The sequence below is a fragment of the Streptomyces sp. NPDC048659 genome (assembly GCF_040650575.1).
Lineage (GTDB): Bacteria > Actinomycetota > Actinomycetes > Streptomycetales > Streptomycetaceae > Streptomyces.
In genome coordinates this window covers 1-26,215 of the sequence record NZ_JBEZHM010000020.1, presented here as the reverse complement: position 1 = coordinate 26,215, position 26,215 = coordinate 1, and the positions used below count along the sequence as shown (strand labels likewise).

Sequence of the window (26,215 nt, the reverse complement as noted above, 5' to 3'; positions counted from 1 at the left end):
CCGGGCGTGAGCTCGGCGGGGCGCGTGGCGGGCTGTCGGGTGCGGCGTGGCGGGGGCTCAGACCTCCTCGGGGGCCGTTCCGCGCGCGGCGCGTGTCTTCTGGAGGGTGTAGCCGCCGATCGCGAGGGCCAGGGTCAGGCCGCCCGTCGCGTAGAGCTGCACGCGGGTGCCCTCCTCGCGGGCCATCAGGAAGAAGATGACGGCCATCCCCGCGAGCGCGACCCAGGTCAGCACCGGGAAGCCCCACATCCGCACGACCAGCTTCTCCGGCGCCTCGCGCTCGGTGCGGCGGCGCAGCACCAGCTGGGAGGCGGCGATGAAGAACCAGACGACCAGGATGATCGCGCCGATGGTGTTGAGCAGCCAGATGAAGACGTCGTCCGGGCGCCAGTAGCTCAGCAGCACGCAGGCGAAGCCGAAGACCGAGGAGACCAGCACCGCCGGGCGGGGCACCCCGCCGTAGGTGCGGCCGAGTGCCGCCGGGCCCTGCCGGCGGGCGACCAGCGAGCAGGCCATCCGGGAGGCGCCGTAGATGTTGGCGTTCATCGCGGAGAGCAGGGCGATCAGGACGACCACGTTCATGATCTGGCCGGCCGCCGGGATGCCCAGGTGGTCGAGGGTGGCGACGTACGGGCCCTTCTCGACGACCGCCTTGTCGCCCCAGGGGACCAGCGTCACGATGACGGCCATGGAGCCGATGTAGAAGAGCGCGATGCGCCACATCGCCGTGCGGACCGCCTTGGCCACACCCTGGACGGGGTGCTCGGACTCGGCCGCCGCGATGGTGACGGTCTCCAGGCCGCCGTACGCGAAGACGGAGGCCAGCAGGCCGACGATCAGGCCCTCGGAGCCGTTCGGGAAGAAGCCGCCCGCGCCGGTGAGGTTGGCGGTGCCGGGCGCGTCGGTGCCCGGCAGGACGCCGGTGATGGCGAGGACGCCGATGCCGAGGAAGAGGACGATCGCGCCGACCTTGAGCGCGGCGAACCAGAACTCGAACTCGCCGAAGTTCTTCACCGCCGCCAGGTTGGTGCCGCAGAACACCAGCATGAACAGCGCGACCCAGGCCCACTCCGGGGTGCCCGGGAACCAGCCGGTCATGATCTTCGCGGCGCCGATGCCCTCCAGGCCCACGGCCACGCAGAGCAGGAACCAGAAGGCCCAGCCCGCCGTGAAGCCGGCCCAGGGGCCGAGCGCCCGCTCCGCGTGCACGGAGAAGGAGCCCGAGGCCGGGTTCGCCGCCGACATCTCGCCCAGCATCCGCATCACGAGCATGACGAGCACGCCGGATATCGCGTACGCGAGGACGATCGAGGGGCCGGCGGCGGCGATGCCGGCGCCGGAGCCGACGAAGAGGCCGGCGCCGATGACGCCGCCGAGGGCGATCATCGACAGATGGCGCTGCTTGAGGCCGTGCGAGAGGCCCCCGGAGGGGGCTGCGGCGGCGCCGGGCGCGGCGTCCTTGTGGTCGGCCGGCGCGGGCGCGGGAGTCCGAGGCATGGGCGGGCCCTGTTCACTAGCTGAGACGGGGAGGGTGGCCCACAGTCTGGGCGCCCGCACCGCTCACAGGGAACGCGTGTCCGCTATACGGGCACCAGGTTCACACAAGGTGAAGATTTACTTCCGCTTCGTGCGCACTTCCCGCACCCACGCCACCGCCAGCACCAGGGCGGTCGCACCGCCCGACCACAGCACCTGGGGCCGCGCCCCGTCGTCGGTCAGCATCAGCACCAGCACCGCGCCCATCGCCGCCAGCGCCGTCCAGGTCAGCCAGGGGAAGCCCCACATGCGCAGGGTCAGCGTCTCGGGTGCCTCCCGCTCGATCCGGCGGCGCAGCCGCAGCTGCGAGACCGCGATCAGCGCCCAGACGAAGAGCAGCACCGCGCCGACCGCGTTGAGCATGTAGAGGAAGACGGAATCCGGCCACTTCAGATTGAGCAGTACGGAGACGAAGCCGAAGGCCACCGACGCCAGCACCGCCCGGCGCGGCACCGAGCCGCCGGACATCTTCAGCAGCCCCTTGGGCGCCTCCCCGCGCTCGGCCAGCGAGAACACCATCCGCGAGGAGCCGTACAGGTTGGCGTTGAGCGCCGAGAGCAGCGCCACGAACACCACCACGTTCATGATCTGCCCGGCGCCCGGGACCCCGATGGAGTCCAGCACCGCCACGTACGGCGACTGGCCCGGCTCGATCGCCGTCCACGGCAGCAGGGCCACGATCACCAGCATCGAGCCCACGTAGAAGAAGAGGATCCGCCACACCGCGCTGCGCACCGCGCGGGCCACGTTGCGCGCCGGGTCGTCCGACTCCGCCGCCGCGATCGTCACGACCTCCAGGCCGCCGAAGGCGAAGACCACGGCCAGCACCCCGGAGATCACCCCCGACCAGCCGTGCGGCAGGAAGCCGCCCTGCCCGGTCAGGTTCGCGAGGCCGACCGGGTCGGTGTCCGGCAGCCAGCCGAGGATCGCCAGCGTGCCGAGGATCAGGAAGAGGACGATCGCGCCGACCTTGAGCGCGGCGAACCAGAACTCGAACTCGCCGAAGTTCTTCACCGCCGCCAGGTTCGTCACGGTGAACACCACCATGAACAGCAGCACCCACCCCCACTGCGGGATCCCGGGCACCCAGCTGTGCGCGATCAGCGCCGCGCCGGTGGCCTCCACGGCGAGCACCACCACCAGCAGGAACCAGTAGAGCCAGCCCACCGAGAAGCCCGCCCAGCGGCCCAGCGCCCGCTCCGCGTGCACCGAGAAGGAGCCCGAGGCCGGCATCGCCGCCGACATCTCGCCCAGCATCCGCATGACCAGCATCGCGAGCGCGCCCGCGATCAGATACGAGACGACGATGCCGGGACCCGCGACCGCGATGCCCGCCCCGGAGCCCACGAAGAGCCCCGCGCCGATCACCCCGCCGAGCCCCAGCATCGTGAGGTGCCGCTGCTTCAGCCCGTGCGAGAGGGGCTCGGGCGCGGGGGCGAGGGGCTCCGGCGCGGGTTCGAGGGGCTCCGGTCCGGGTGCTGGGGCGTCGTGCATGTGGGGGGCTCGCGCTCTGGAAGGGTTTATGGAGACCCCACAGTCTCCCCGCTGGGGGTCGTCCGGCGCAAAAGGGACCGGAGGGTGCGAGTTCCCAGTGACGAGCGTCACGTGGCGCGCGGTGTGGCCGGGCGGGTTTGTTTGATCTCCACGAATGGCTCAACCCCCGCTTTGTCGGCGGCTGATGGTGATCGGCCGCTCACCCCTGGCATACGGTCGAGCCTGTCCCCACCCGCCCCCCGTCGTCTCACCCCGCGGAGTACCGATGAGCACCGCCATAGCCCCCGTCCGTTCCCTCCGCTCCGGGACGGTCCTCGCCGACCTGATCCCGGCGTCCCGCGCCCGCGAGATCGTCCTGGTCGTCGGCGGCGCCGCGCTGACCGGCCTGGCCGCCCAGCTCACCGTCCCGGTCCCCGGCTCCCCGGTCCCGGTCTCCGGCCAGACCTTCGCCGCCCTGCTCGTCGGCACCGCGCTCGGCGCCCGCCGCGGCTTCCTCGCGCTCGGCCTGTACGCGGTGGCCGGCATGGCGGGCCTGCCCTGGTTCGCCGAGGCGAGCTCCGGCTGGTCGATGCCCTCCTTCGGCTACATCCTCGGGATGCTGCTGGCCGCCACCGTCGTCGGCGCGCTCGCCCGGCGCGGCGCGGACCGCTCGGTGCTGCGGACGGCGGGCACGATGGTGCTCGGCGCGGCCGTCATCTACGCGGTCGGCGTGCCGTACCTGGCCCTCGCCACCGGCATGACCCTCGGCCAGGCCGTCGCGGCGGGCCTCGTCCCCTTCCTCATCGGCGACGCCCTCAAGGCCGCCCTCGCGATGGGCGCGCTGCCCGCCGCCTGGAAGCTCGTCGGCCGCAAGGGCTGACACCCGTCGTACGACATGGGTGAGGCCCCGCCGGACCGGCGGGGCCTCACCCATGTCAGACGGCGGGTGTCAGCCCCGCTCGGCCCCCGCCGCGTCCCGCTTCACGAGCCGCTCCTTGACCACCGCGACCGCCAGCACCAGCGCGGCCACCAGCAGCGAGAGCAGGACCTGCTCCCGGTTGGCGCCGCCTTCGTAGACCATGTAGCCGAGCACGGCGACGATCATGGCGATGGTCACCCAGGTCAGGTACGGGAAGAGCCACATCCGCACCACCAGCTTCTCGGGCGACTCACGCAGGATGATCCCGCGCATCCGCAACTGGGTCACGCAGATGACCAGCCACACGAAGAGGGCGACGGCGCCGGAGGCGTTCAGCAGGAAGGCGAAGACGGTGTCGGGCCACTTGTAGTTGAAGAAGACCGCGACGAAGCCGAAGACCACCGAGGACAGGATCGCCGCCCGCGGCACGCCCCGGGCGCTGGTCCGGGTGAAGGCGCGGGGCGCGTCGCCGCGCTGGCCGAGCGAGAAGGCCATGCGGGAGGCGGTGTAGAGGCCCGAGTTCAGGCAGGACAGGACGGCGGTCAGCACGATCACGTTCATGACCTGGCCGGCGTTCGGGATGCCGATGGAGTCCAGGGCGGCGACGTACGAGCCCTTCTCGGTGATCGACTTGTCGTTCCACGGCAGCAGGGTGAGCACGACGAAGATCGAGCCCAGGTAGAAGACGCCGATCCGCCAGATCACGCTGTTGGTGGCCTTGGTGACGGCCCGCTGCGGGTCCTCGGACTCGCCGGCGGCCAGGGTGACGATCTCGCTGCCCATGAAGGAGAAGACGACCATCAGCACACCGGTGAGCACGGCGCCCGCGCCCATCGGGAAGAAGCCCCCGGCGTCGGTGAGGTGCGCGAAGCCCGCGCCCGGGTTGTCGGAGCCCGGCAGCACGCCGAAGACCGCGAGCAGGCCGATGACGACGAAGGCGCCGATGGCGACGACCTTGATGCCCGCGAACCAGAACTCGAACTCCCCGTACGAGGCGACGGAGGCGAGGTTGGTGGCGGTGAGCACCACCATCACGATGAGGGCCCAGCCCCACTGCGGGACGGCCGGGACCCAGCTCTCCAGGATCTTGGCGCCGGCGGTCGCCTCGACGGCGAGCACGACGACCCAGAAGAACCAGTACAGCCAGCCGATGGTGAAGCCGGCCCAGCGGCCGAGCGCCTGGTCCGCGTAGGCGGAGAAGGAGCCGGAGGAGGGGCGGGCGGCGGCCATCTCGCCGAGCATCCGCATCACGAAGACGACCATCGCGCCGACCAGGGCGTACGACAGGAGGATGGCGGGGCCGGCCGCGGCGATGCCGGAGCCGGAGCCGACGAAGAGCCCGGCGCCGATCACGCCGCCGATGGCGATCATCGAGAGGTGACGGTTCTTGAGGCCCGCCTGGAGGCCGTTCGAGCCGTCGGGCCGGCCGCCCGGCTGTCCTTCGGACTGCCGCGCGGCACCGGTGGTTCCGGTGTCGCCGCCTTCCTTCGCCAGGGTCGGTTGCGTGTTCATGGACGCTTCCTTAGGTGTGGGGGCTGCTCGGGTCGCGAGCGGGAGACATGTAACCCGGAGTCCGAGCGGTACGGAAGGGATGACTCCGGATCGTGATTCAGGAGATATTCAGGACAAAAGGTCCAGACCAGGCGGGACCAAGGTCCCGACCCCGCTGACCGCTACCCCGTCCCCGCCGTGCCACACTCGGAGCCATGCGCGTCTACCTCGGCTCCGACCATGCCGGCTACGAACTCAAGAACCACCTCGTCGAATGGCTGAAGGCCCACGGCCACGAGCCCGTCGACTGCGGCCCCCACATCTACGACGCCCTCGACGACTACCCGCCGTTCTGCCTGCGCGCCGCCGAGAAGACGGCCGCCGACCCGGACAGCCTCGGCATCGTGATCGGCGGCTCCGGCAACGGCGAGCAGATCGCCGCCAACAAGGTCAAGGGGGTGCGCGCCGCCCTCGCCTGGAGCGAGCAGACCGCCGCCCTCGGCCGCGAGCACAACAACGCCAACGTCGTCTCCATCGGCGGCCGGATGCACACCCAGGAAGAGGCGACCAAGTTCGTCGAGATCTTCCTCGCCACCCCGTACTCGGGCGACGAGCGCCACACCCGCCGCATCGACATGCTCTCCCGCTACGAGGAGACCGGCGAGCTCCCGGCGATCCCGGCCCACCACCCCCAGCACGGGGCCTGACCAGCACCCATGCCTGAAGGGCACACGATCCACCGGCTGGCCGCCGACTACCGGGAACGGTTCGGCGGCCGGCCCGTGCGCGCCTCCAGCCCGCAGGGCAAGTTCGCCGACTCGGCCGCCCTGCTCGACGGCACGGTCCTCACCGCGACCGAGGCCCACGGCAAGCACCTCTTCCTCGGCTTCCCCGGCGAGGAGTGGGTCCACATCCACCTGGGCCTCTTCGGCAAGGTGAACTTCGGCGGCACACCCGCGCCGCCCGCGACCGACACCGTCCGGCTGCGCCTCGCCAACCCCGAGGCGTACGTCGACCTGCGCGGCCCGACCACCTGCGCGCTCATCACCGACGCGGAGAAGCGGGCGATACACGAGCGGCTCGGCCCCGACCCGCTGCGCCCCGACGACGACCCCGGCCGGGCCTGGCGCCGGATCTCGAAGTCCCGCACCACGATCGCCGCCCTGCTCATGGACCAGAAGGTCATCGCGGGGGTCGGCAACGTCTACCGCGCCGAGGTCCTCTTCCGGCACGGCATCGACCCGTACCGCGCGGGCCGGGACCTGACCCCGCGGGAGTGGGACGCGATCTGGGCGGACCTGGTCCTCCTGATGCGCGAGGGCGTCCGGCTCAACCGGATCGACACGGTCCGCCCCGAGCACACCCCCGAGGCGATGGGCCGCCCGCCCCGCGTCGACGACCACGGCGGCGAGGTCTACGTCTACCGGCGCGCCCACCTCCCGTGCCTGGTCTGCGCCGAGGAGATCCGCACCGCGGACCTCGCCGCCCGCAACCTCTTCTGGTGCCCCCGCTGCCAGACGGCCTGACCCGCCGCCGGCCGGCCTGACCCGGAGCCGGTCGCGCCCCTCGGGGGGCACGACCGGGCCCCGGCCCGGCCAGGGAGTGTCCGGCGGGTCAGGGTCGGACAGGCCCTAGAAGCCGTGCGGCAGCCAGGGCGCGACCGGGGAGCCGAAGGCGACCGACGCCTCCACCAGCGCCCCGTCCCGCAGCTCCCGCACCCGCCCCGCGGCGGCCAGCGAGACCAGCGACACCCCGCCCAGATAGGCCGCGCCCAACTCCCGTACGGACAGGGCCAGATCGGCCGCGTCCTCGGTACGCGCGCACACCGCGCCCTTCGCGTCCCCGGTCAGCCGCCACCGACCCGCGTTCCACGGACAGAACGCGTCCTCGACCTCGAACACCACGTCCACCGGCGCCTGGTACGTCCGCGCCTCCAGCGCCGCGCCCAGCTCCACCAGCCGCACGAACAGCCCGTCCCGCACCGTGATCTCGCAGCGGCGCACATCGCTCACCAGGTGCTGCCAGGCGTCGTCCACCGGGCGGCTGTGGATCCGCACCCGCGAGGTCAGGTCCACCGAGCACAGGAACCGCCACAGCGCCCCCTCCGCCGCCGGATCCAGCCCCGCCAGCTGATGCAGCAGCACGGAGCCGTCCGAGCCGTTGAACGACCAGTCCGGCTTGATCGCGTACAGCGCGAAGCCCACGACCTCGCCCCCGCGCTCCGCCAGCACGCACAGCCGCGGCGAGGCCCCCTCCCGGTGCTCCGCCGGGTCCAGCAGCGCCAGCCGCTCCCAGCCGGGCCGCCGCTCCAGCATCCCCGGGCGGCCCGCGACCAGGCGCGCGTACACCGCCTCGCAGGCGTCCAGCGCCTCCTCCGGCGTCGCGTACCGCAGCGACACCTCGTCCGCGCCCGGCGGCGGGGTCAGCCGCACCCGGGTCGTGTCCAGGGTCGCCCGCGCCGACAGCGCCGCCACCCCGTAACCGAACCGCCCGTAGATCTCCGGCTCCGAAGCCGTCAGCACCGCGAGCGGCTCGCCCGCCGCCCGCACGTCGTCGAGCTGCCGCCGCATCATCGAGGTCAGGATCCCGCGCCGCCGGTGCGTCCCGGCCACGCTCACCATCGTCACGCCCGCCGCCGGGACCACCGCCCCGCCCGGCACGGACAGCCGGAACGAGTACGCCCCCGCCGTGCCGACCCAGCGGTCCCCGTCCCAGGCGCCGATCGACCGCTCGTACTCCGTCAGCTCCCGCCAGAGCTTCCGCTCCTCCGCCGCCTCCGGAACCCCGCCGAAGGCGAGCTCCAGCACCGCGAACCAGTCGTCCCACTCGGCCGGGTCGAGAACCCGCAGTTCAGTAGTCATATGCCATCGATATCAGCGCCCCCGCGTCCGTCGCGACCCGGTTTCGAATGCAATGTCACCTGGGTCCCTCTGCACGAGCGCCGATCGGGTGGATAGGGTCCAAGCCAATGACACCTCGCGGCGGAGTGGACTCGTACCCGGCCCGGATGCGCAAGAGCGCCCACCGGGTCCGCATCGCGCTGCGTCGCTCCGGCGTCGACTACTTCCGCGGCGACGGCTCCGACTGGATCGCCCTCGCCGGACTCCTGCTCACCATCCCCGCCATCACCGTCGGCACCCTCCTCAACCCCGTGTGGTGCTCCCCGGTCGCCCTCGCCCTCCCGATCGTCGCCGGCGGACTGCTGCTGCGGCCCGCCAGCCTGCTCGGCCTGTACGCCGCCGCCGCGGGCGCCCTCATCGTCGAGTCGCTCGTCCTCGGCCCGTACACCGAGGGCCCCGCCCGGGTCACCCCCGGCACCGTCCTCGTCGTCGCCGCCTGCGGACTCTTCGGCCTGCTCATCGCCCAGTTCCGGGCCCGCGTAGGCGTGCCCTGGCGGCGCGGCGGCACCATGCTCTTCGACCTGCGCGAACGCATCCGGGTGCAGAGCGCCCTGCCCCGCCTGCCCCAGGGCTGGCACCGCGAGATGGCGCTGCGCCCGGCCGGCGGCCAGTCCTTCTCCGGCGACTTCGTCGTCGCCGCCCGCACCAACGGCGGACGCACCCTGGAGGTCCTGCTCACCGACGTCTCCGGCAAGGGCATGGACGCGGGCTCCCGCGCCCTGCTGCTCTCCGGCGCCTTCGGCGGGCTGCTCGGCTCGCTGCCCCCGCACGGCTTCCTGCCCGCCGCCAACGGCTACCTCCTGCGCCAGGACTGGGACGAGGGCTTCGCCACCTCCATCCACCTCGTCCTCGACCTGGAGTCCGGCGACTACGAGCTCCTCTCCGCCGGCCACCTGCCCGCCCTCCAGCTCCACGCGGGCAGCGGACGCTGGGAGGAGAAGTCCGGCGAGGGCCCCCTGCTCGGCGTCTACGACGGCGCCGAGTTCCACCCGGTCAAGGGCTCCCTGCGCCCCGGCGACGTCCTCATGCTCTTCACCGACGGCCTCGTCGAGGCCGCCGACCGGGACATCGCCGAGGGCATCGACCGCCTCACCGGCGAGGCCGACCGCTATGTCGCCGCCGGCTTCGAAGGCGCCGCCTGGCACCTCATCGAGGCGTGCGCCAAGGACGTCAACGACGACCGCGCGCTCCTCGTCATCAGCCGCACGGGCTGACCCGCCGGGCCGGGGTGGGGGTTTCCCCACCCCCGGGAGACCGGCCGCCACCATGGCTGTGACCTGCGTGAATCCATAGATTCGAAGAGTCGCCCACGACGTCGGCCCCTCGATCTGGAACGCACGGAGGACACCCATGGCCCCCCACACCGCCCCCGGCACGGCAGCCGTCGAACTCACCGGGGTACGGCGCCGGTACGGCAAGGGGGCCGGCGCCGTCCACGCCCTGCGCGGGATCGACCTGCGCCTCGCCCACGGCAGCTTCACCGCCGTCATGGGCCCCTCCGGCTCCGGCAAGTCCACCTTCCTCCAGTGCGCCGCCGGACTCGACCGCCCCACCGAGGGCTCCGTCCGCCTCGGCGGCACCGAGATCACCGGCCTCGGCGAGAACGCCCTCACCGAGCTGCGCCGCAGCCGCCTCGGCTTCGTCTTCCAGTCCTTCAACCTGCTGCCCTCGCTCACCGTCGAGCAGAACGTCCTGCTGCCCCTGCGGCTCGCGGGCGCCCGCCCCGACCGGCGGCGCGCCGCCGAGGTGCTCGGCCGGGTCGGGCTCGCCGACAAGGGCGCCCGCCGCCCCGGCGAGCTCTCCGGCGGCCAGCAGCAGCGCGTGGCGATCGCCCGCGCGCTGGTCACCCGGCCCGACGTGATCTTCGGCGACGAACCGACCGGCGCCCTCGACACCACCACCGCCGCCGAGGTCCTCGCCCTGCTGCGCGGCGCCGTGGACCGGCTCGGCGCGACCGTCGTCATGGTCACCCACGACCCCGTCGCCGCCTCCTACGCCGACCAGGTCCTCTTCCTCGCCGACGGCGCCCTCGCCGACACCCTGCCGCGCAGCACCCCGGAGCGCATCGGCGCCCGGATGACCGCGCTCACCGCCCGCACAAGCGCCGGAGTGGCCGCCTGATGCTCCGCACCAACGGCCTCGCCCGCGCCGCCCTCCGCTTCAAGCCCTCCGCCTTCGCCGGGACCTTCGTCGCCCTGCTGCTCGCCGCCGCCGTGATTTCCGGCTGCGGCCTCCTCCTCCAGACCGGCCTCACCGCCTCCGTCCCGCCCGCGCGGTACGCGGGCGCGCCCGTGGTCGCCGCCGCCGACCAGCAGCTCCACACCACCGTCGGCACCGGCGAGGAACGCCACACCGTCTCCACCGCCGTCCCCGACCGGACCCGCCTCGACGCGAGCCTGGTGCACGCCGCCGCGAAGGCCCCGGGCGCGTCCCGGGCGATCGCCGACGTCTCGTACCCGGTACGGGACGGCTCCGGCACCCCCCGCACCGCCTCCGGCTGGGGCTCGACGGCCTTCACCGGCGTCCGCCTCGCCGCCGGTACGGCCCCGGGCCCGGACCAGGCGGTCGTCGGCCCCGGCCACGGCCGGGCGGGCGACCGGATCACCCTGCACACCCCGGCGGGCCCGCGCGACTTCACCGTCTCGGGCGTGGCGACGGCCCCCGGCGTCTGGTTCTCCGACACCGGGGCCCTCGCCCTCTCCGGCCACCCCCGGACCGTCGACGCCATCGCCGTCCTGCCCGCGCCCGGCACCACCCCCGCCGCGCTCGCCGCCCAGGTCAGCCAGGCCCTCGGCGGCAAGGCCCGGGTCCACACCGGCGACGACCGCAGCCGCGCCGAGGGCGCCGCGCTGCCCGCCGCCGAAGAGCTCCTGATCGGCCTCGGCGGCTCCTTCGGCGGCACCGCCACCCTCGTCGCCGTCTTCACCGCCGCCGGGACCGTGGCCCTGTCCGTCGGGCAGCGCTCCCGCGAGTTCGCCCTGCTGCGGGCGATCGGCGCGACCCCGCGCCAGCTCCGCCGCTCGATCGCCACCGAGTCCCTGCTGGTGGCGCCGCTCGCGGGCGCCCTCGGCTGCCTGCCGGGCCTGGCGCTCGCCGCCTGGTGGTTCGGCCAGCTCAAGGAGAAAGGCGCGATCCCCGAGGGCGTACGCCTGGACACCGGCCCGCTGCCGTTCGCCGCGGCCGTCGCCGCCACCGCGCTGACCGCGCTCTTCGCCGGACTTGCCGCCGCCCGCCGGCCGTCCCGGATCGAACCGGGCCGCGCGCTCGCCGAATCCCAGGTCGAGCGGCGCGCCCTCGGCCCGGTCCGCACCGGACTCGGCCTGCTCGCCCTCGCGGGCGGCGCCTCCCTCGCGGGGGTGGCCGCCGGCTCCTCCGGCATGGACGCCGCCAACGCGGCCCTCGGCGTCGTCATGCTCTTCATGCTGGCCGTCGCCCTGCTCGGCCCGCTGCTCGCCCGCTGCTGCGCGGCCGTCCTCGCCCTGCCGCTGCGCGCCTCCGGCGCCGCCGGACACCTGGCCGCCGCGAACGCGCGGAGCAACGCGCGCCGCCTCGCCTCCGCGCTCACCCCGATCGTCCTCGCGATGGCCTTCTCCTCCACCCTCGTCTTCCTGCACACCAGCACCGACCGGGCCGCCGAACGCCAGCAGCGGGCCGGGATCGTCGCGGACCACGTCGTCAGCGCCCCCGGCGGGCTGCCCGCCGACGCGGCCGCCCGCGCCGCCCGCGCCCCCGGGGTCACCGCCGCCGTCACCGTCCAGCGCGCCGGCGTCCTGCTCCCCGACGAGGACACGGGCTTCTTCTCCGCCACCGCCCAGGGCGTCTCGGGCGACCCCACGCCGGTGCTCGACCTGGACGTGCGGGCCGGCTCGCTCGCCGCGCTGCGCCCCGGCACGGTCGCCGTCGACGCGGCGCTGGCCGACGCCAAGGACGTACGCCCGGGGGACCGGCTGGAGCTCCGGCTGCCCGACGGCACCCGGACGGAGCCCCTGGTCGTCGCCACGTACGGCCGAGGACTCGGGCTGTCCGAGGTGACGCTGCCGGCCGCCGCCCTGGCGGGGCACGTCACCGCCCCGTACGCCACCGAGCTCCTGGTCCGCGGCGGCGAGCCCGCTGCCCTGGCCCCGCTCGGCACGGTCACCGACGCCGCGGGCTGGTCGGCGGCGCAGAGCCGGGACCGCGCGCTCAACGCCTGGGCCAACACCACGATGGCGGCGGTCCTCGGCGGCTTCGCGGCGGTCGCCGCCGCGAACACCCTGGTCATGGGCGTCCTCGACCGGCGCCGCGAACTGCGCACCCTGCGGCTGGTGGGCACCACCCGGCGCCAGGTGCTCCGCATGATCCGCTGGGAGTCGCTGCTGGTCACGGTCGCCGGTGTGGCCCTGGGCACGGGCATCGCCCTGGCGACCCTGATCCCGATGGCCAACGGCCTGACCGGGGAGGCCCCGTACATCCCGCCCGTCCTGTACGGCTCCTTCGCGGCGGCGACGCTCGCCCTGGGCCTGGCGGCCACGTCCCTGCCCGCCCGGGCGGCACTACGCTGACCGCATGACGGCCTTCACCCTCTCCGAGATCGAGACCCTCGCCGTCGCGGCCCACGCGGGCCGGACGGACAAGGCGGGCCGCCCGTACGCGGAACACCTGCGGGCGGTCGCCGAGGGGGTACGGGCCCGGGGCGGCGACGAGCACCAGATCGCGGCGGCGTGGCTGCACGACGCGGTGGAGGACGAGGCCCTGTCGGAACGGTGGCTGACGGAGGCGCCCCTGCCGCCGGAGGTGAAGGCGATGGTCCTCGCGCTCACCAGACGCGGGGGTGAGGACCCGTCCTCCTACACGGCCCGGATCCTCGCCACCCCCGGCGCCCTCCTGGTGAAGCAGGCGGACCTCGCCCACAACGCGGATCCGGCCCGCCTGGCCCGCCTCGACCCCGCGACCCGGGACCGCCTGACGGCCAAGTACGCCCACATCCATGCCCTGTTGGGCCTGACCCCGCCGACCTGATCCAGACGAATCCCGTCAGGTTGGCCGGATTTCGACGGCGACGATTGGCCACCCGCCCGTGCTGGGCAGGTAGTTGGTGGCACGATAGATGCGGCGGGGGTGTTCTGTGGCGTGCGCTCCCGGGCGGCAAGGCGAAGACCGACCGAGGGTGTGATCAGTTGTGGCCATTTCACTGTCTGTGGTGCTGCTGTTGGCGATCATCCTGGTGGTGCTGATCCGCGGCGGAAACCTGAAGGCCGGCCCGGCCGTCGTCGCGGTCCTCTTCGGCTTCTTCCTCGCCTCGACGGGCATGGCCGACGACATCCAGCGCTTCCTGGACTCGATAACGCAGACGGTCGGCTCCATCAAGTTCTGACGGGGTCAGCCCTTCTTGACGGCTTTCTTGGCGGGGGCCTTCTTGGCAGGCGCCTTGGCGGCTGACTTGGCCGGAGCCTTCTTGGCGACCTTGGCGGGCGCCTTGCCGGCCGACTTGGCCGGAGCCTTCTTGGCGGTCGACTTCTTGGCTGGAGCCTTCTTGGGGGCGGGCTTGGAGGGAGCCTTCTTGACCGCCTTGGCGGGCGCCTTCTTGGCGGCGGGCTTGGGCTTGGCGGCGGGCTTGGACGAGGGCTTGGCCGCGCTCTTGGAGACCTTGGGCTTCTCGGCGGCCTTGGGCTTGGCGGCGGGCTTGGCCTTGGACACCGCCTTGCCCTTCGCCTCGGCCTTGGGCTTCGGCTCGGGCTTGGGCTGCGCGGAGGGCCTGGTCTTCTGCTTGCCCGTCGACCACTTGAGCTCGATCTCCAGCTCGATCTCCCCGTCCTCGATCTCGATCTCGACCTCACCGGCGAGCTCGTCGGGGATCCGCAGCGCCAGGGTCCCGGTGCCCAGCCGCAGCTCGGCCTCCCCGCCCTTCCTGAGCGCCTGGGCGAGCGCCGCCAACTGGTCGGCCGCCTCCAGCCGGGACAGTGCGCGCTTCTGCTCGAACTTCAGGTCCTTCATGACTGCCTCCGGCGCGGATGGAACGGAAAGCCCAACAAAACGGACAGCGCCCATTCTTCAGCGCCCCTCTCCACCCGGCATCCCACATGCCGCCACAGGAATGACCCTCCGGTCATCGAAGACCCCTGAACCTGTCCGTGCTGCCGGGTGTCACCGGACTGCTGGGCCCCAACGGGGCGGGGAAGACGACGCTGTTCCGTACGCTCGCCACCATCACGCCACCCCGGAGCGGCGCGCTGGAGCTGTTCGGGGCGCCCGTCACCGGTGAGCGGGACGTCCGGAGGGCGCGGCGCCGGATCGGGTACCTGCCGCAGGATTTCGGGTACTACCCGGCCTTCTCGGTGGCCGATTTCGTCCGCTACTGCGCCTGGCTCCGGGAGGTTCCGGCCAAGGAAGCCGACGCGGCGACCGGGGCGGCGCTCGCGGCGGTCGGGCTCGCCGACCGGGCGCGGGACCGGATGAAGACGCTGTCCGGCGGGATGCTGCGCCGCGCGGGGATCGCCGCGGCCATCGTCGGCTCGCCCTCCCTGCTCCTGCTCGACGAGCCGACCGTGGGCCTCGACCCGGCCCAGCGCCTGGACTTCCGGGAGCTCATCCGCTCGCTCGCCCGCGCCGGGACCGCGGTCGTCCTCAGTACCCACCTGGTGGAGGACGTGGCCGCCGCGTGCGACACCGTCCTGGTGCTCGACGGCGGGCGGATGGTCCACAGCGGGACTCCGCAGGGACTCGCCGACCGGGCGACACCGGCCGCGCCGGGGGGCAGCCCCTTGGAACGCGGCTACATGGCGGTCCTGGCCGCAGGCGCCCGGCCGGCCGGGGGAGGCGCCGCGTGCTGAGCGTCTATCGCATCGAGCTGCGGCGGTCCCCGCTGCTCACCGCCTTCCCCGTGATGATCGCCGTGGATCTCGCGGTGCTCTTCGGGCGTTCCCGGTACTGGATCGGAGTCTGGCCCGAGGCCAGCGTGGCGGCCCAGATCGTCACGCTCTTCCTGGGGCCGGTGCTCGCCGGCGTCTCCGCCTGGCAGGCGGGCCGTGCCTCGCGCGCGGGGATGCCGGAGTTCCTGCTGGCCGCCGCGCGGCCCGGCTGGCGGGCCGAGGCGGCCCGGCTCGCCGCCACCCTGACCCTCGGCCTCCTCGCGTACGCGATCGGCTGCCTCACCGCGGCGGCCGTCTCGCTGGGCGAGGCGGGACCGGGCTTCCTGTGGCCGTCCTATCTGCTGCTGGGCGCGTCGACCCTCGTCGTCTTCGCGTCCGTGGGGCACCTCGCGGGCCGCTGGTGGCCCTCGCCGGGGTTCACTCCCGTCGTCTGCGCGCTGGGCTGCTTCGTCAGCATGCTGTCGCTGCCGTTCAGGTTCAACGTCCTGGCGGGACCGCCGGACACCCGCCTGAGCCTGCCGGCACTCGCCGTCCGCCTGGTCATCGCGGCGGCCTTCGCCGTGCTCGCGGTCACGGCGCCGCCGCCGGCGCGGCGGGCCGGACGCCGCGGGACGCCACCGCACGTCCGCGGAGTGGCCGCCCTGGCGGCGGTCGCGGTCGTGGCCGCCGTGGCCGTCGCTCCGGCGGCGGGCGAGCTGCGGGTGGAGCGCACCGCCGCGGCGGACACGCCGCTCTGCGCCCGCGCGGACGAGGACTCCCCGCGCGTGTGCGTGTGGCCCGAGCACCGCACCCACCTGCCGGAGCTGACGGAGATGGCCCGCCGCCTCGACCGGCCCGCCGCCCAGCCCTGGATCAAGGCACCCGACGAGTTCCACGAGTACGGACTGCGGCGGACCCGCTGGGGGGGACCGCGGGTTCGACATCGCCGAAGGGCACGTACGGACCGCCGCCGTCGCCATGGCCGACCAGGTGTTCAGCGCCTCGATCGGCCGGTGCACGCCGCCCCGCGACGCGCCTGGCGCCCGCCGCGCGTGGCAGGCGATCGACCGCATCCGCCAGTGGCTGGAGCACCGGGCGACCGGGGAGGACTCCGGCGGGCGGTCGGCGGCATGGCTCGCGAACGAGCGGGCCCAGCTGCGCGAGAACGTGTGGTGCAGGCCCGATGTCCGGCGCTGACCTGCTCCGCTACGCCCGCGTCCACCGCGCCGTGCCGGTCCTGGCCGGGGCGATGGCGGTCGCCGTGCTCTCCGCCTTCTTCGGGGGAGCCCGCATCGCGCTCCCGTCCATCGGCGAGGCGAGCCTGACCACCGGCATCCCGTACCGGCACCTTCTGCCGCTGTTTTCGGCCGTCTTCCTGACGGCCGCCCTCGGCGGGGCGATGTCCGCGCACGAGGAGACCGCCGGCCGGACGGCGCACCGGGTCCGCGCCGCGTACGGTGCCGGGCTGACGTCCGTGGTCTGCGCCGTCTCCTTCGGCGCCGAGGCGCTCGCCGTCGGACCGGCGCAGGGCGCGGTCTTCGTCCGCTCCCTGCTGATCTGGCTCGGTCTCGCCCTGCTGTCCCTGCGCGCGCTCGGCCCGCAGCTCGCCTGGGCGGCCCCGCTCGCCTCGGCCCTGCTGCTCGCCTGGTACCCGCTCGGCTGGTGGGACTGGACCTCCAACCCTGCCTCGGACGCGAGCAGTTGGACCGCCGCCGTCCTGGCACTCGCCCTCGGCGTCGCGGCGACGGCCGCGACCCCCTGGCGCCGCCACACCCTGCGGCACGGCCGACGCAGGTGAACGGAAAGAGCCGGCCCCGTGACTCACGGGACCGGCTCTGGCCGGGCGTTTCGGCCGATTGGAGCGGGCGACGGGAATCGAACCCGCGTAGCTAGTTTGGAAGACTAGGGCTCTACCATTGAGCTACGCCCGCACAGTGCGCGCCGGGTGGTTGGACGCGGCGACGGACGCCATCGTAGCGGGTCCTCGCAGGTCCCCGCACACCGCTCGGAAAAGTGGGGGCGTCGGACGGTCTCCGTCCATGTACCCTACGTGTCGCACCGACGGGGTGTGGCGCAGCTTGGTAGCGCGTCCGCTTTGGGAGCGGAAGGCCGTGGGTTCAAATCCCGCCACCCCGACCAGCCAAGATCACATTGTGGGCCGTGAGGCGCTTGCGGTTACTATGCAAGCTGCGTGCCCGTGTGTCTCTCTGACCGGGCCGATCGGCCGGAACCGCCCCCAGGTGGTACCGGCGCAACCCAGGAATCAGCCACCAAGGAGACCGAACCGTGAAGAGCGCCGTGGAGACCCTGAACCCGACCCGGGTTCGGCTCACTGTCGAGGTGCCCTTCGAGGAGCTCAAGGACAGCCTCGACGCGGCGTACAAGAAGATCAACCAGCAGGTCACGGTCAAGGGCTTCCGCAAGGGCAAGATCCCGGCTCGCGTGATCGACCAGCGGTTCGGCCGTGGTGCGGTGCTGGAGGAGGCCGTCAACGACGCGCTCCCGAAGTTCTACACCGAGGCGGTCAACGAGGCCGAGGTCAACCCGCTGGGCCAGCCCGAGGTCGACATCACGGAGCTGAAGGACGGCGAGCTGCTGGCCTTCACCGCCGAGGTCGACGTCCGCCCGGCCATCGAGATCCCGGACTTCTCCGGCATCGAGGTCGAGGTCGACGCCGTCGAGGTCACCGACGAGGACATCGAGAAGTCCGTGGAGCAGCTCCGCGAGCGCTTCGCGTCCACCAACCCGGTCGAGCGCGCCGCCGCCGAGGGTGACGTCGTCACCATCGACCTGGAGGCCAAGGTCGACGGCGAGGTCCTGCCCGACGGTGTCGCCAGCGGTGTCTCGTACACCATCGGCTCCGGCGAGCTGCTCGACGGCATCGACGAGGCCGTCACCGGCCTGGAGGCCGGCGGCGAGGCCACCTTCACCTCGCAGCTGAAGGGCGGCTCCGCCGAGGGCAAGGACGCCGAGGTCACCGTCAAGGTCCTCACCGTCGCCGCCCGCGAGCTCCCCGAGCTGGACGACGAGTTCGCGCAGCTCGCCTCCGAGTTCGACACCCTCGACGAGCTCAAGGCCGACAGCCGCAAGCGCCTTGAGAACATGAAGCAGTTCGACCAGGCCACCCAGGCCCAGGAGCGCGTGCTGGAGAAGCTCCTGGAGCTCGCGGAGATCCCCGTTCCCGAGAAGCTGCTCGAGGACGAGGTCAACACCCGCAAGCACAACCTGGAGCACCACCAGCTCGGCCAGATGGGCCTGAGCCTGGAGAAGTACCTGGAGTTCCAGGGCAAGACGGTCGAGGAGTTCGAGGCCGAGACCAAGGACCAGGCCGTCAAGGGCATCAAGACCCAGTTCATCCTCGACGAGCTGGTCAACAAGGAGAAGCTGAACGTGGAGCAGGAGGAGCTCACCGAGCACCTCATGCGCCGCGCCGCCTCCTCCGGCATGTCCCCCGACCAGTTCGCCCAGGCCGTCGTCCAGGGCGGCCAGGTGCCGATGCTGGTCGGCGAGGTCGCCCGCGGCAAGGCGCTCGCGCTGGTCGTCGAGGCCGCCAAGGTCGTCGACACCAACGGCGTCGAGGTCGACCTGTCCGACGAGGACGAGGAGCAGGCCGCCGAGACGGTCGAGGCCGTCACCGGCGACGCCGAGGTCTCCGAGGACAAGTAAGTCCCCCCGGGGGGACGCGGGCGGCCCCGGCCGCCCGCCGAGCCCCGCGCCACGGGCCCGTACGCACCGCTGTGCGTCCGGGCCCGTGGACGTACCGGGGCCCGTTCATGCGCCCCCAACTACCTTGCGCTCCCAGCGAACAGTTCGGGAAGCGGGATGGCGTTGTCCCACCTGCGCGTTAGGGTCCATGAATACGAGGGCAGTGCCCTCCGAACGAGACGCTGAGACGGCCCTGGCCGTCGGAGACGAGCAGGTGGATACGTGACGAATCTGAAGCCTTACGCCGCGGGTGAGCCGTCCATCGGTGGCGGCCTCGGCGACCATGTCTACAACCGGCTGCTCGGCGAGCGCATCGTCTTCCTCGGCCAGCAGGTCGACGACGACATCGCCAACAAGATCACCGCCCAGATGCTCCTCCTGGCCGCCGAGCCGGAGAAGGACATCTACCTGTACATCAACAGCCCCGGCGGCTCCGTGACGGCCGGCATGGCCGTCTACGACACCATGCAGTTCATCCCCAACGACGTCGTGACCATCGGTATGGGCATGGCGGCGTCGATGGGTCAGTTCCTGCTCACCGCCGGCACCCCCGGCAAGCGCTTCGCGCTGCCGAACACCGACATCCTGATGCACCAGGGCTCCGCCGGCATCGGCGGCACCGCCTCCGACATCAAGATCCAGGCCGAGTACCTGCTCCGCACCAAGAAGCGCATGGCCGAGATCACCGCGCACCACTCCGGCCAGACCGTCGAGGCGATCATCCGCGACGGCGACCGCGACCGCTGGTTCACCGCGGAGGAGGCCAAGCAGTACGGCCTCATCGACGACATCATCACGCACGCCGCGGGTGTTCCGGGCGGCGGCGGCACGGGCGCCTGAGCGCCGGCAGCCCGCCGAAGAGCCCCAGCCCCCCGAACGCCACCAGGACGGTGAACACCCAGATGCAGAACAACCTCTCCGCGAGCGGCCTCTACACCGGCGCGCCGATGGACAACCGCTACGTGGTCCCGCGCTTCGTCGAGCGCACCTCGCAGGGCGTGCGCGAGTACGACCCGTACGCGAAGCTCTTCGAGGAGCGCGTGATCTTCCTCGGCGTGCAGATCGACGACGCCTCGGCCAACGACGTCATGGCGCAGCTGCTGTGCCTGGAGTCGATGGACCCGGACCGCGACATCTCGATCTACATCAACAGCCCGGGCGGCTCCTTCACCGCCCTCACGGCCATCTACGACACGATGCAGTTCGTGAAGCCCGACATCCAGACGGTCTGCATGGGCCAGGCGGCCTCCGCCGCGGCCGTGCTGCTCGCCGCCGGCACCCCCGGCAAGCGGATGGCCCTGCCCAACGCCCGCGTGCTGATCCACCAGCCCTCCGGCGGCACCGGCCGTGAGCAGCTCTCCGACCTGGAGATCGCGGCCAACGAGATCCTCCGGATGCGCGACCAGCTGGAGAACATGCTGGCCAAGCACTCCTCGACCCCGATCGAGAAGATCCGCGAGGACATCGAGCGCGACAAGATCCTGACGGCCGAGGACGCCCTGGCGTACGGCCTGGTCGACCAGATCGTCTCGACCCGCAAGAGCACGGCCGCCGCCGCGCACTGACGCCCGACCTTCCCCTGGCACGGGGCATGTGGCCGAATCCCGACCATGTGAACCGTGCCAAGGGGGGCCCGAACGGGGGGCCCGGCAAGGTACCGTCGAATATGAGGCACCAGGAGTCGCTGAACCAAGCGCTCCCAGGCGAAGGGGAAGCACCTCGTGGCACGCATCGGTGATGGCGGCGATCTGCTCAAGTGCTCGTTCTGCGGAAAGAGCCAGAAGCAGGTGAAGAAGCTCATCGCGGGACCCGGTGTGTACATCTGCGACGAGTGCATCGACCTCTGCAACGAGATCATCGAAGAGGAACTGGCGGAGACGAGCGAGGTGCGCTGGGAGGAGCTTCCCAAGCCCCGCGAGATCTACGAGTTCCTGGAGGGCTACGTCGTCGGCCAGGAGCCGGCGAAGAAGGCGCTCTCCGTCGCGGTGTACAACCACTACAAGCGCGTCCAGGCCGGCGAGAACGGCGGCGCGCAGGGCCGGGACGACGCCATCGAGCTGGCGAAGTCCAACATCCTGCTGCTCGGCCCGACCGGCTCCGGCAAGACGCTCCTGGCCCAGACGCTGGCCCGGATGCTCAACGTCCCGTTCGCCATCGCGGACGCGACGGCGCTGACGGAGGCCGGCTATGTCGGCGAGGACGTCGAGAACATCCTGCTCAAGCTGATCCAGGCGGCGGACTACGACGTCAAGAAGGCCGAGACCGGGATCATCTACATCGACGAGATCGACAAGGTCGCCCGTAAGAGCGAAAACCCGTCGATCACGCGCGACGTCTCGGGCGAGGGCGTGCAGCAGGCCCTGCTCAAGATCCTGGAGGGCACCACCGCCTCCGTCCCGCCGCAGGGCGGCCGGAAGCACCCGCACCAGGAGTTCATCCAGATCGACACGACGAACGTGCTCTTCATCGTGGGCGGCGCCTTCGCCGGCCTGGAGAAGATCATCGAGTCGCGGGCGGGCGCCAAGGGCATCGGCTTCGGGGCGACCATCCGCTCCAAGCGGGAGATCGAGGCGAGCGACCAGTTCCAGGAGGTCATGCCGGAGGACCTGGTGAAGTTCGGGATGATCCCCGAGTTCATCGGCCGGCTGCCCGTCATCACCTCGGTGCACAACCTGGACCGCGAAGCCCTCCTGAAGATCCTCGTCGAGCCGCGCAACGCGCTGGTCAAGCAGTACCAGCGCCTCTTCGAACTCGACGGCGTGGAGCTGGACTTCGACCGCCCGTCCCTGGAGGCCATCGCCGACCAGGCGATCCTCCGCGGCACCGGCGCGCGCGGCCTGCGCGCCATCATGGAGGAGGTCCTCCAGTCGGTGATGTACGAGGTCCCGTCCCGCAAGGACGTGGCCCGCGTGGTCATCACCGCCGACGTGGTCCGCAACAACGTCAACCCGACGCTGGTCCCGCGGATCGTGAAGAACGACGGCAGGCACGAGAAGTCCGCCTGACCCGAAGGCAACGGAAAGGGGCGCCCCGCCGCACGGCGGGGCGCCCCTTTCCGTTCCCTTCGGGAGTGCCGAGGCCCGCTGAGCGGGACGGTTCCCTTCCGTCCGCTATGCCTTGCTGCGCGAGCCCTTGTAGTGCTGGGCCGCCACCTCGGCGACCTGGTCCAGGGTGAGGCCCTGCCCGCCGGTCATCATCGTCGACAGGTCGATGACGTTCACGACGCCCAGGGTGCTGTAGTCGGCCCAGATGCAGGTGGGCACCTGGAAGGACTTCGGGCCGGGCGAGGTCTGCGCGCCGGTGTTCTCCAGCTTGAGGTACTGGCACTTGAGCAGCGCGCCGTCGAAGCCCGCCGGGGTCTTCGCCTCGGGGCTGCCGACCGGCGTCACCTTGACGCCTTCCGCCTTGGCGCTCTCGTCCTTCTCGTAGTTCGCGAACGCGGCGTCGAGCGCCTTCGACGGGTCGGCGATGTCGCCCCACATCCCGTTCAGGCTCATGCTCTTGCCCTTGAGCGGGTCGGTCGAGTCGCCCGCCTTGTAGGAGGCCGTGACCGGGTGGGGGTTCTTGATCCCCATCAGCTCCGCGCTGGCCTTCTGCTTGTCGGTCGGGTCGCCGGTCTTGTCGGCGCCCTCCTTCTTGTACTCGCCGACCGTCGTCGCGGGGGTGATCTTGTACCCCTTGGTGGAGTCGGCGACGGCGCCGTTCCCGCCGCCGCCCCCGCCGCCTATGACGAAGTACGCGGCCACCGCGAGGGCCGCGACCGCGGCGACGCCGCCGATGATCCAGCCGGCCTTGCTCTTCTTGGCGGGCGGCGGCGGGGGCAGGTAGCCGCCGGGGCCCTGCGGGGCGCCGTACGGGGGCTGCTGGCCGTACGGGCCGGGCTGCTGGGGGTGGCCCTGGGGCGGGTAGCCGTAGGGCTGCTGCGGCGGGACACCCTGGGGGGCCTGGGGCGGGTAGCCGTAACCGGGCGGCGGGGCCTGCGGGGGCTGACCGTACGGGCCGGGCTGCTGCGGCTGCTGGCCGTAGGGGCCGGGCTGGCCGTACGGACCGGGCTGCTGCGGCTGGCCGCCGTACGGGCCCGGCTGGTTGTAGCTCATGGACAGGATCCCCTCACAAGATGTTTATGCCTGGCGGACATCCTGACGGAAGCCGTGTCCCACCGGGGCGGCGGGGGCCACACCGTTACCGAACAATCGAGTTTCAGGACCGCCCCCGGATCCCCCTAAACTGGGCCCGTGACCGAGAACACTCAGCAGCAGACAGCCGCCCCCATCGAACTGCCGACCGCGTACGCGCCGGCCGAAGTAGAGGGGAAGCTGTACGAGCGCTGGGTAGAGCGGGGCTACTTCGAGGCGGACGAGAAGAGCGACAAGCCTCCGTTCACCGTCGTCATCCCGCCGCCGAACGTCACCGGCTCGCTCCACCTGGGCCACGCCTTCGAGCACACGCTGATCGACGCCCTGACCCGCCGCAAGCGGATGCAGGGCTTCGAGACGCTGTGGCAGCCGGGCATGGACCACGCCGGCATCGCCACCCAGAACGTCGTCGAGCGCGAGCTCGCCAAGGAGGGCAAGTCCCGCCACGACCTGGGCCGCGAGGCGTTCGTCGAGCGCGTCTGGCAGTGGAAGGCCGAGTCCGGCGGCCAGATCTCGGGGCAGATGAAGCGCCTCGGCGACGGCGTCGCCTGGTCCCGCGAGCGCTTCACCATGGACGAGGGCCTGTCCCAGGCCGTCCAGACCATCTTCAAGAAGCTCTACGACGACGAGCTGATCTACCGCGCCGAGCGCATCATCAACTGGTGCCCGCGCTGCCTCACCGCGATCTCCGACATCGAGGTCGAGTACCAGGACGACGACGGCGAGCTCGTCTCCATCCGCTACGGCGAGGGCGACGCCTCGATCGTCGTCGCCACCACCCGCGCCGAGACGATGCTCGGCGACACGGCCGTCGCCGTCCACCCGGACGACGAGCGCTACCAGCACATGATCGGCACCGAGATCGAGCTGCCGCTCACCGGCCGCCGCATCCCGATCGTCGCCGACACCCACGTCGACCCGGCCTTCGGCACCGGCGCCGTCAAGGTGACCCCGGCCCACGACCCGAACGACTTCGAGATCGGCCAGCGGCACGACCTCCCGTCGATCGCCGTCATGGACGAGCACGCGGTCATCACCGTCCACGGCCCCTTCCTCGGCCTGGACCGCCTGGAGGCCCGCTCCGCCATCGTCGCCGCGCTGCGCGCCGAGGGCCGGATCGTCGCCGAGAAGCGCCCGTACACCCACTCCGTCGGCCACTGCTCGCGCTGCAAGACCACCATCGAGCCGCGCCTGTCGATGCAGTGGTGGGTCAAGGTCGGCCCGCTCGCCAAGGCCGCCGGTGACGCGGTCCGCGACGGCAAGGTCAAGATCCACCCGCAGGAGATGGAGAAGCGGTACTTCGACTGGGTCGACAACCTGCACGACTGGTGCATCTCGCGCCAGCTCTGGTGGGGCCACCGCATCCCCGTCTGGTACGGCCCCGACGGCGAGGTCGTCTGCGTCGGACCGGACGAGGAGCCGCCGAGTGGCGAGGGCTGGACCCAGGACAGCGACGTCCTGGACACCTGGTTCTCCTCCGGCCTGTGGCCGTTCTCCACGCTGGGCTGGCCCGAGCAGACCGACAGCCTCGCGAAGTTCTACCCGAACTCCGTCCTGGTCACCGGCTACGACATCCTCTTCTTCTGGGTCGCCCGGATGATGATGTTCGGCCTGTACGCGATGGACGGCACCCCGCCGTTCCACACCATCGCCCTGCACGGCATGGTCCGTGACCAGAACGGCAAGAAGATGTCGAAGTCCTTCGGCAACGTGGTCAACCCGCTGGACTGGATGGACACGTACGGCTCCGACGCCGTCCGCTTCACCCTGGCCCGCGGCGCCAACCCCGGTGTCGACGTCCCGATCGGCGAGGACTGGGTCCAGGCGTCCAGCAAGTTCGCCAACAAGATCTGGAACGCCACGCGCTTCGCGCTGATGAACGGCGCGACGGTCGAGGGCGAGCTGCCCGACCCGTCCGAGATGACCGCCACCGACCGCTGGATCCTCTCGCGGCTCAACGAGACGGTCGCCGACGTCGACGCCTTCTACGACGACTACCAGTTCTCGAAGCTGTCGGACGCGCTCTACCACTTCGCGTGGGACGAGGTCTTCGACTGGTACGTCGAGCTGTCGAAGACCACGTTCTTCGCCGGCGGCGAGGGCGCCCGGGTCTCCGGCCGGGTCCTCGGCGAGGTCCTCGACGTCATGCTGCGGCTGCTGCACCCGGTGGTCCCCTTCGTCACCGAGACCCTGTGGACCACGCTGACCGGCGGCGAGTCCGTCGTCATCGCCGACTGGCCGAAGGACAGCGGCTTCCGCGACACCGCCGCCGAGGAGGAGATCGCGCTGGTCCAGCGGGTCATCACCGAGGTCCGCCGGTTCCGCAAGGAGCAGGGTCTCCAGGACGCCCAGAAGGTGCCCGCCCGCCTCGCGCTGACCGGCACCCCGCTGGCCGCCCACGAGGCCGCGATCCGCCAGATCCTGCGCCTCCAGCCGGAGGGCGAGGGCTTCTCCGCCACCGCCACCCTGCCGGTCGCCGGGGCCGAGGTCGCGCTGGACCTGTCCGGCACGATCGACATCGCCGCCGAGCGCAAGCGCCTCGCCAAGGACCTCGCCGCCGCCGAGAAGGAGAAGGCGCAGGCCCAGGGCAAGCTCGGCAACGAAGCCTTCCTGGCCAAGGCGCCGGACAACGTGGTCGACAAGATCCGCGGCCGCCTCGCCAAGGCGGACGAGGACATCGCGCGCATCCAGGCGCAGCTGGAGAAGCTGCCGCAGGCGTAAGCACCTGCGAGGACCTACGCGGAAGGGCCCGGAACCACGACTGGTTCCGGGCCCTTCCGCGTACCCCCGGGTCCCTCAGGACTCCGTGGCGATGGGGCCGACCCCCGCGGTCTCGGCGTTGCGGCGGGTCTTGGCCCAGCCGGTGCGGCCACGAAGGAGCCGGACGAAGCCGCGGGCGGAGACGATGAACAGGTGGTACGCGTACAGCCACAGCGCCAGGCCCCACAGCAGGCCCTTGACGCGCGAGCGGTCGGGGGCGAACTCGCGGCGGTAGACCGGGCCCCAGAGCAGGAACGGGACGACCGAGGCGAGGCCCAGCGCGAGGGCCAGCGGCCAGGCGGAGAGCAGGACCTCGGCCACGCCGCCGCCGGTCACCAGGGCGACCAGCATGATCGCGGTCAGGACGAGAGTCGCGAGGTGGGCGATGGGCTGGAAGAAGGTGTAGAGGGATTCGAGGACTCCGGATGCCTTGTAGTGGCGGGAGCCGATGATGCGGCCGGTGTAGCG

At 72.2% G+C, this 26,215-nt stretch carries 22 protein-coding genes, 2 tRNA genes and 1 pseudogene; 17 read left to right on the top strand and 8 right to left on the bottom strand.

From position 1 onward, the window contains the following. Window positions 1-57: 57 nt before the first annotated feature. Both AB0C99_RS17590 and AB0C99_RS17585 read right to left on the bottom strand, forming a co-directional pair. On the bottom strand, window positions 58-1,497 hold the full coding sequence (locus tag AB0C99_RS17590) for an amino acid permease (RefSeq protein WP_362475758.1): 1,440 nt from the start codon (window positions 1,495-1,497) through the stop codon (window positions 58-60). A 117-nt stretch (window positions 1,498-1,614) separates the two neighbouring features. Continuing rightward, on the bottom strand, window positions 1,615-3,030 hold the full coding sequence (locus tag AB0C99_RS17585; protein WP_362475756.1) for an amino acid permease: 1,416 nt from the start codon (window positions 3,028-3,030) through the stop codon (window positions 1,615-1,617). A gap of 265 nt (window positions 3,031-3,295) precedes the next feature. Between AB0C99_RS17585 and AB0C99_RS17580 the strand changes: the two genes are divergently transcribed. Beyond that, entirely contained in the window at window positions 3,296-3,889 is a 594-nt protein-coding gene (locus tag AB0C99_RS17580) for a biotin transporter BioY (protein WP_362475754.1), read from the top strand. A gap of 69 nt (window positions 3,890-3,958) precedes the next feature. Here AB0C99_RS17580 and AB0C99_RS17575 read toward each other — a convergent pair whose 3' ends face one another. After that, window positions 3,959-5,440, bottom strand: a complete 1,482-nt coding sequence (locus AB0C99_RS17575) for an amino acid permease (RefSeq protein ID WP_362475753.1) — start codon at window positions 5,438-5,440, stop codon at window positions 3,959-3,961. Between the two features lie 194 nt (window positions 5,441-5,634). Between AB0C99_RS17575 and AB0C99_RS17570 the strand changes: the two genes are divergently transcribed. Together AB0C99_RS17570 and AB0C99_RS17565 are read left to right on the top strand one after the other, a co-directional pair. Beyond that, on the top strand, window positions 5,635-6,126 hold the full coding sequence (locus AB0C99_RS17570; protein ID WP_362475752.1) for a ribose-5-phosphate isomerase: 492 nt from the start codon (window positions 5,635-5,637) through the stop codon (window positions 6,124-6,126). Between the two features lie 9 nt (window positions 6,127-6,135). After that, window positions 6,136-6,945, top strand: coding sequence for a DNA-formamidopyrimidine glycosylase family protein (locus AB0C99_RS17565; RefSeq protein ID WP_362475751.1), 810 nt, complete (start codon window positions 6,136-6,138; stop codon window positions 6,943-6,945). 105 nt (window positions 6,946-7,050) lie between these two features. On the opposite strand, the gene AB0C99_RS17560 is transcribed toward AB0C99_RS17565, so the two are convergent. Continuing rightward, complete coding sequence (locus AB0C99_RS17560) at window positions 7,051-8,280, bottom strand: GNAT family N-acetyltransferase (protein ID WP_362475749.1); 1,230 nt, start codon at window positions 8,278-8,280, stop codon at window positions 7,051-7,053. Window positions 8,281-8,387: 107 nt separating this feature from the next. On the opposite strand from AB0C99_RS17560, the gene AB0C99_RS17555 reads away from it, so the two are divergent. From AB0C99_RS17555 to AB0C99_RS17535, 5 genes are all read left to right on the top strand, one after another. Continuing rightward, complete coding sequence (locus tag AB0C99_RS17555; RefSeq protein WP_362475747.1) at window positions 8,388-9,533, top strand: PP2C family protein-serine/threonine phosphatase; 1,146 nt, start codon at window positions 8,388-8,390, stop codon at window positions 9,531-9,533. A gap of 136 nt (window positions 9,534-9,669) precedes the next feature. After that, window positions 9,670-10,440, top strand: a complete 771-nt coding sequence (locus tag AB0C99_RS17550) for an ABC transporter ATP-binding protein (protein ID WP_362475745.1) — start codon at window positions 9,670-9,672, stop codon at window positions 10,438-10,440. After that, entirely contained in the window at window positions 10,440-12,860 is a 2,421-nt protein-coding gene (locus AB0C99_RS17545) for an ABC transporter permease (RefSeq protein ID WP_362475743.1), read from the top strand. Before AB0C99_RS17550 ends, AB0C99_RS17545 begins: the two co-directional genes overlap by 1 nt. Before the next feature lie 4 nt (window positions 12,861-12,864). Then, window positions 12,865-13,317, top strand: a complete 453-nt coding sequence (locus AB0C99_RS17540) for an HD domain-containing protein (protein ID WP_362475741.1) — start codon at window positions 12,865-12,867, stop codon at window positions 13,315-13,317. Between the two features lie 160 nt (window positions 13,318-13,477). After that, window positions 13,478-13,672: a hypothetical protein gene (locus tag AB0C99_RS17535; RefSeq protein WP_046905580.1), complete on the top strand. Its 195-nt coding sequence runs from the start codon at window positions 13,478-13,480 to the stop codon at window positions 13,670-13,672. A gap of 5 nt (window positions 13,673-13,677) precedes the next feature. On the opposite strand, the gene AB0C99_RS17530 is transcribed toward AB0C99_RS17535, so the two are convergent. After that, entirely contained in the window at window positions 13,678-14,292 is a 615-nt protein-coding gene (locus AB0C99_RS17530; protein ID WP_362475739.1) for an amphi-Trp domain-containing protein, read from the bottom strand. 125 nt (window positions 14,293-14,417) lie between these two features. Here AB0C99_RS17530 and AB0C99_RS17525 point away from each other — a divergent pair, with 125 nt between their 5' ends. The 3 genes from AB0C99_RS17525 to AB0C99_RS17515 are packed head-to-tail and all read left to right on the top strand — an operon-like array spanning window position 14,418 to window position 16,944. Beyond that, entirely contained in the window at window positions 14,418-15,128 is a 711-nt protein-coding gene (locus AB0C99_RS17525) for an ATP-binding cassette domain-containing protein (protein ID WP_362475890.1), read from the top strand. Then, a complete protein-coding gene (locus AB0C99_RS17520) occupies window positions 15,122-16,471 on the top strand; it encodes an ABC transporter permease (RefSeq protein WP_362475737.1) in 1,350 nt (449 codons plus the stop codon). Before AB0C99_RS17525 ends, AB0C99_RS17520 begins: the two co-directional genes overlap by 7 nt. Further along, complete coding sequence (locus AB0C99_RS17515) at window positions 16,375-16,944, top strand: hypothetical protein (protein ID WP_362475888.1); 570 nt, start codon at window positions 16,375-16,377, stop codon at window positions 16,942-16,944. Before AB0C99_RS17520 ends, AB0C99_RS17515 begins: the two co-directional genes overlap by 97 nt. Window positions 16,945-17,003: 59 nt before the next feature. Here AB0C99_RS17515 and AB0C99_RS17510 read toward each other — a convergent pair. After that, window positions 17,004-17,077, bottom strand: a tRNA-Gly gene (locus AB0C99_RS17510). Between the two features lie 131 nt (window positions 17,078-17,208). On the opposite strand from AB0C99_RS17510, the gene AB0C99_RS17505 reads away from it, so the two are divergent. The 5 genes from AB0C99_RS17505 (at window position 17,209) to clpX (ending at window position 21,856) form a co-directional block, all read left to right on the top strand. Next, window positions 17,209-17,285: transfer RNA gene (locus AB0C99_RS17505), tRNA-Pro, on the top strand. Between the two features lie 147 nt (window positions 17,286-17,432). Further along, the gene (gene tig / locus AB0C99_RS17500) at window positions 17,433-18,812 is read left to right on the top strand and encodes a trigger factor (RefSeq protein ID WP_362475736.1); all 1,380 of its coding nucleotides are present in this window, start codon (window positions 17,433-17,435) and stop codon (window positions 18,810-18,812) included. A gap of 261 nt (window positions 18,813-19,073) precedes the next feature. Further along, complete coding sequence (locus AB0C99_RS17495; protein ID WP_362475734.1) at window positions 19,074-19,691, top strand: ATP-dependent Clp protease proteolytic subunit; 618 nt, start codon at window positions 19,074-19,076, stop codon at window positions 19,689-19,691. Window positions 19,692-19,753: 62 nt separating this feature from the next. After that, complete coding sequence (locus tag AB0C99_RS17490) at window positions 19,754-20,416, top strand: ATP-dependent Clp protease proteolytic subunit (protein WP_362475886.1); 663 nt, start codon at window positions 19,754-19,756, stop codon at window positions 20,414-20,416. Between the two features lie 156 nt (window positions 20,417-20,572). Then, on the top strand, window positions 20,573-21,856 hold the full coding sequence (gene clpX / locus AB0C99_RS17485) for an ATP-dependent Clp protease ATP-binding subunit ClpX (RefSeq protein WP_362475732.1): 1,284 nt from the start codon (window positions 20,573-20,575) through the stop codon (window positions 21,854-21,856). Window positions 21,857-21,961: 105 nt separating this feature from the next. Here the strand turns inward: clpX and AB0C99_RS17480 are convergent, their stop codons facing one another. Beyond that, the gene (locus tag AB0C99_RS17480; RefSeq protein ID WP_362475730.1) at window positions 21,962-22,948 is read right to left on the bottom strand and encodes a hypothetical protein; all 987 of its coding nucleotides are present in this window, start codon (window positions 22,946-22,948) and stop codon (window positions 21,962-21,964) included. A 138-nt stretch (window positions 22,949-23,086) separates the two neighbouring features. On the opposite strand from AB0C99_RS17480, the gene AB0C99_RS17475 reads away from it, so the two are divergent. Continuing rightward, window positions 23,087-25,708 (top strand): valine--tRNA ligase, encoded by a 2,622-nt coding sequence (locus AB0C99_RS17475; protein WP_362475729.1) that lies wholly within the window; start codon window positions 23,087-23,089, stop codon window positions 25,706-25,708. Window positions 25,709-25,783: 75 nt separating this feature from the next. Here AB0C99_RS17475 and AB0C99_RS17470 read toward each other — a convergent pair. Next, window positions 25,784-26,215: pseudogene (locus AB0C99_RS17470) on the bottom strand (glycosyl transferase); the annotation flags it as partial.

Excerpts from the sequence above, each read along its gene's own strand:
- AB0C99_RS17540 (WP_362475741.1), top strand. The coding sequence starts at position 12,865 with ATGACGGCCTTCACCCTCTCCGAGATCGAGACCCTCGCCGTCGCGGCC.
- AB0C99_RS17530 (WP_362475739.1), bottom strand. The coding sequence starts at position 14,292 with ATGAAGGACCTGAAGTTCGAGCAGAAGCGCGCACTGTCCCGGCTGGAG.
- AB0C99_RS17560 (WP_362475749.1), bottom strand. The coding sequence starts at position 8,280 with ATGACTACTGAACTGCGGGTTCTCGACCCGGCCGAGTGGGACGACTGG.
- AB0C99_RS17480 (WP_362475730.1), bottom strand. The coding sequence starts at position 22,948 with ATGAGCTACAACCAGCCGGGCCCGTACGGCGGCCAGCCGCAGCAGCCC.
- AB0C99_RS17585 (WP_362475756.1), bottom strand. The coding sequence starts at position 3,030 with ATGCACGACGCCCCAGCACCCGGACCGGAGCCCCTCGAACCCGCGCCG.
- AB0C99_RS17590 (WP_362475758.1), bottom strand. The coding sequence starts at position 1,497 with ATGCCTCGGACTCCCGCGCCCGCGCCGGCCGACCACAAGGACGCCGCG.
- AB0C99_RS17565 (WP_362475751.1), top strand. The coding sequence starts at position 6,136 with ATGCCTGAAGGGCACACGATCCACCGGCTGGCCGCCGACTACCGGGAA.
- AB0C99_RS17545 (WP_362475743.1), top strand. The coding sequence starts at position 10,440 with ATGCTCCGCACCAACGGCCTCGCCCGCGCCGCCCTCCGCTTCAAGCCC.
- AB0C99_RS17490 (WP_362475886.1), top strand. The coding sequence starts at position 19,754 with ATGCAGAACAACCTCTCCGCGAGCGGCCTCTACACCGGCGCGCCGATG.
- AB0C99_RS17575 (WP_362475753.1), bottom strand. The coding sequence starts at position 5,440 with ATGAACACGCAACCGACCCTGGCGAAGGAAGGCGGCGACACCGGAACC.
- AB0C99_RS17580 (WP_362475754.1), top strand. The coding sequence starts at position 3,296 with ATGAGCACCGCCATAGCCCCCGTCCGTTCCCTCCGCTCCGGGACGGTC.
- AB0C99_RS17550 (WP_362475745.1), top strand. The coding sequence starts at position 9,670 with ATGGCCCCCCACACCGCCCCCGGCACGGCAGCCGTCGAACTCACCGGG.
- AB0C99_RS17570 (WP_362475752.1), top strand. The coding sequence starts at position 5,635 with ATGCGCGTCTACCTCGGCTCCGACCATGCCGGCTACGAACTCAAGAAC.
- AB0C99_RS17555 (WP_362475747.1), top strand. The coding sequence starts at position 8,388 with ATGACACCTCGCGGCGGAGTGGACTCGTACCCGGCCCGGATGCGCAAG.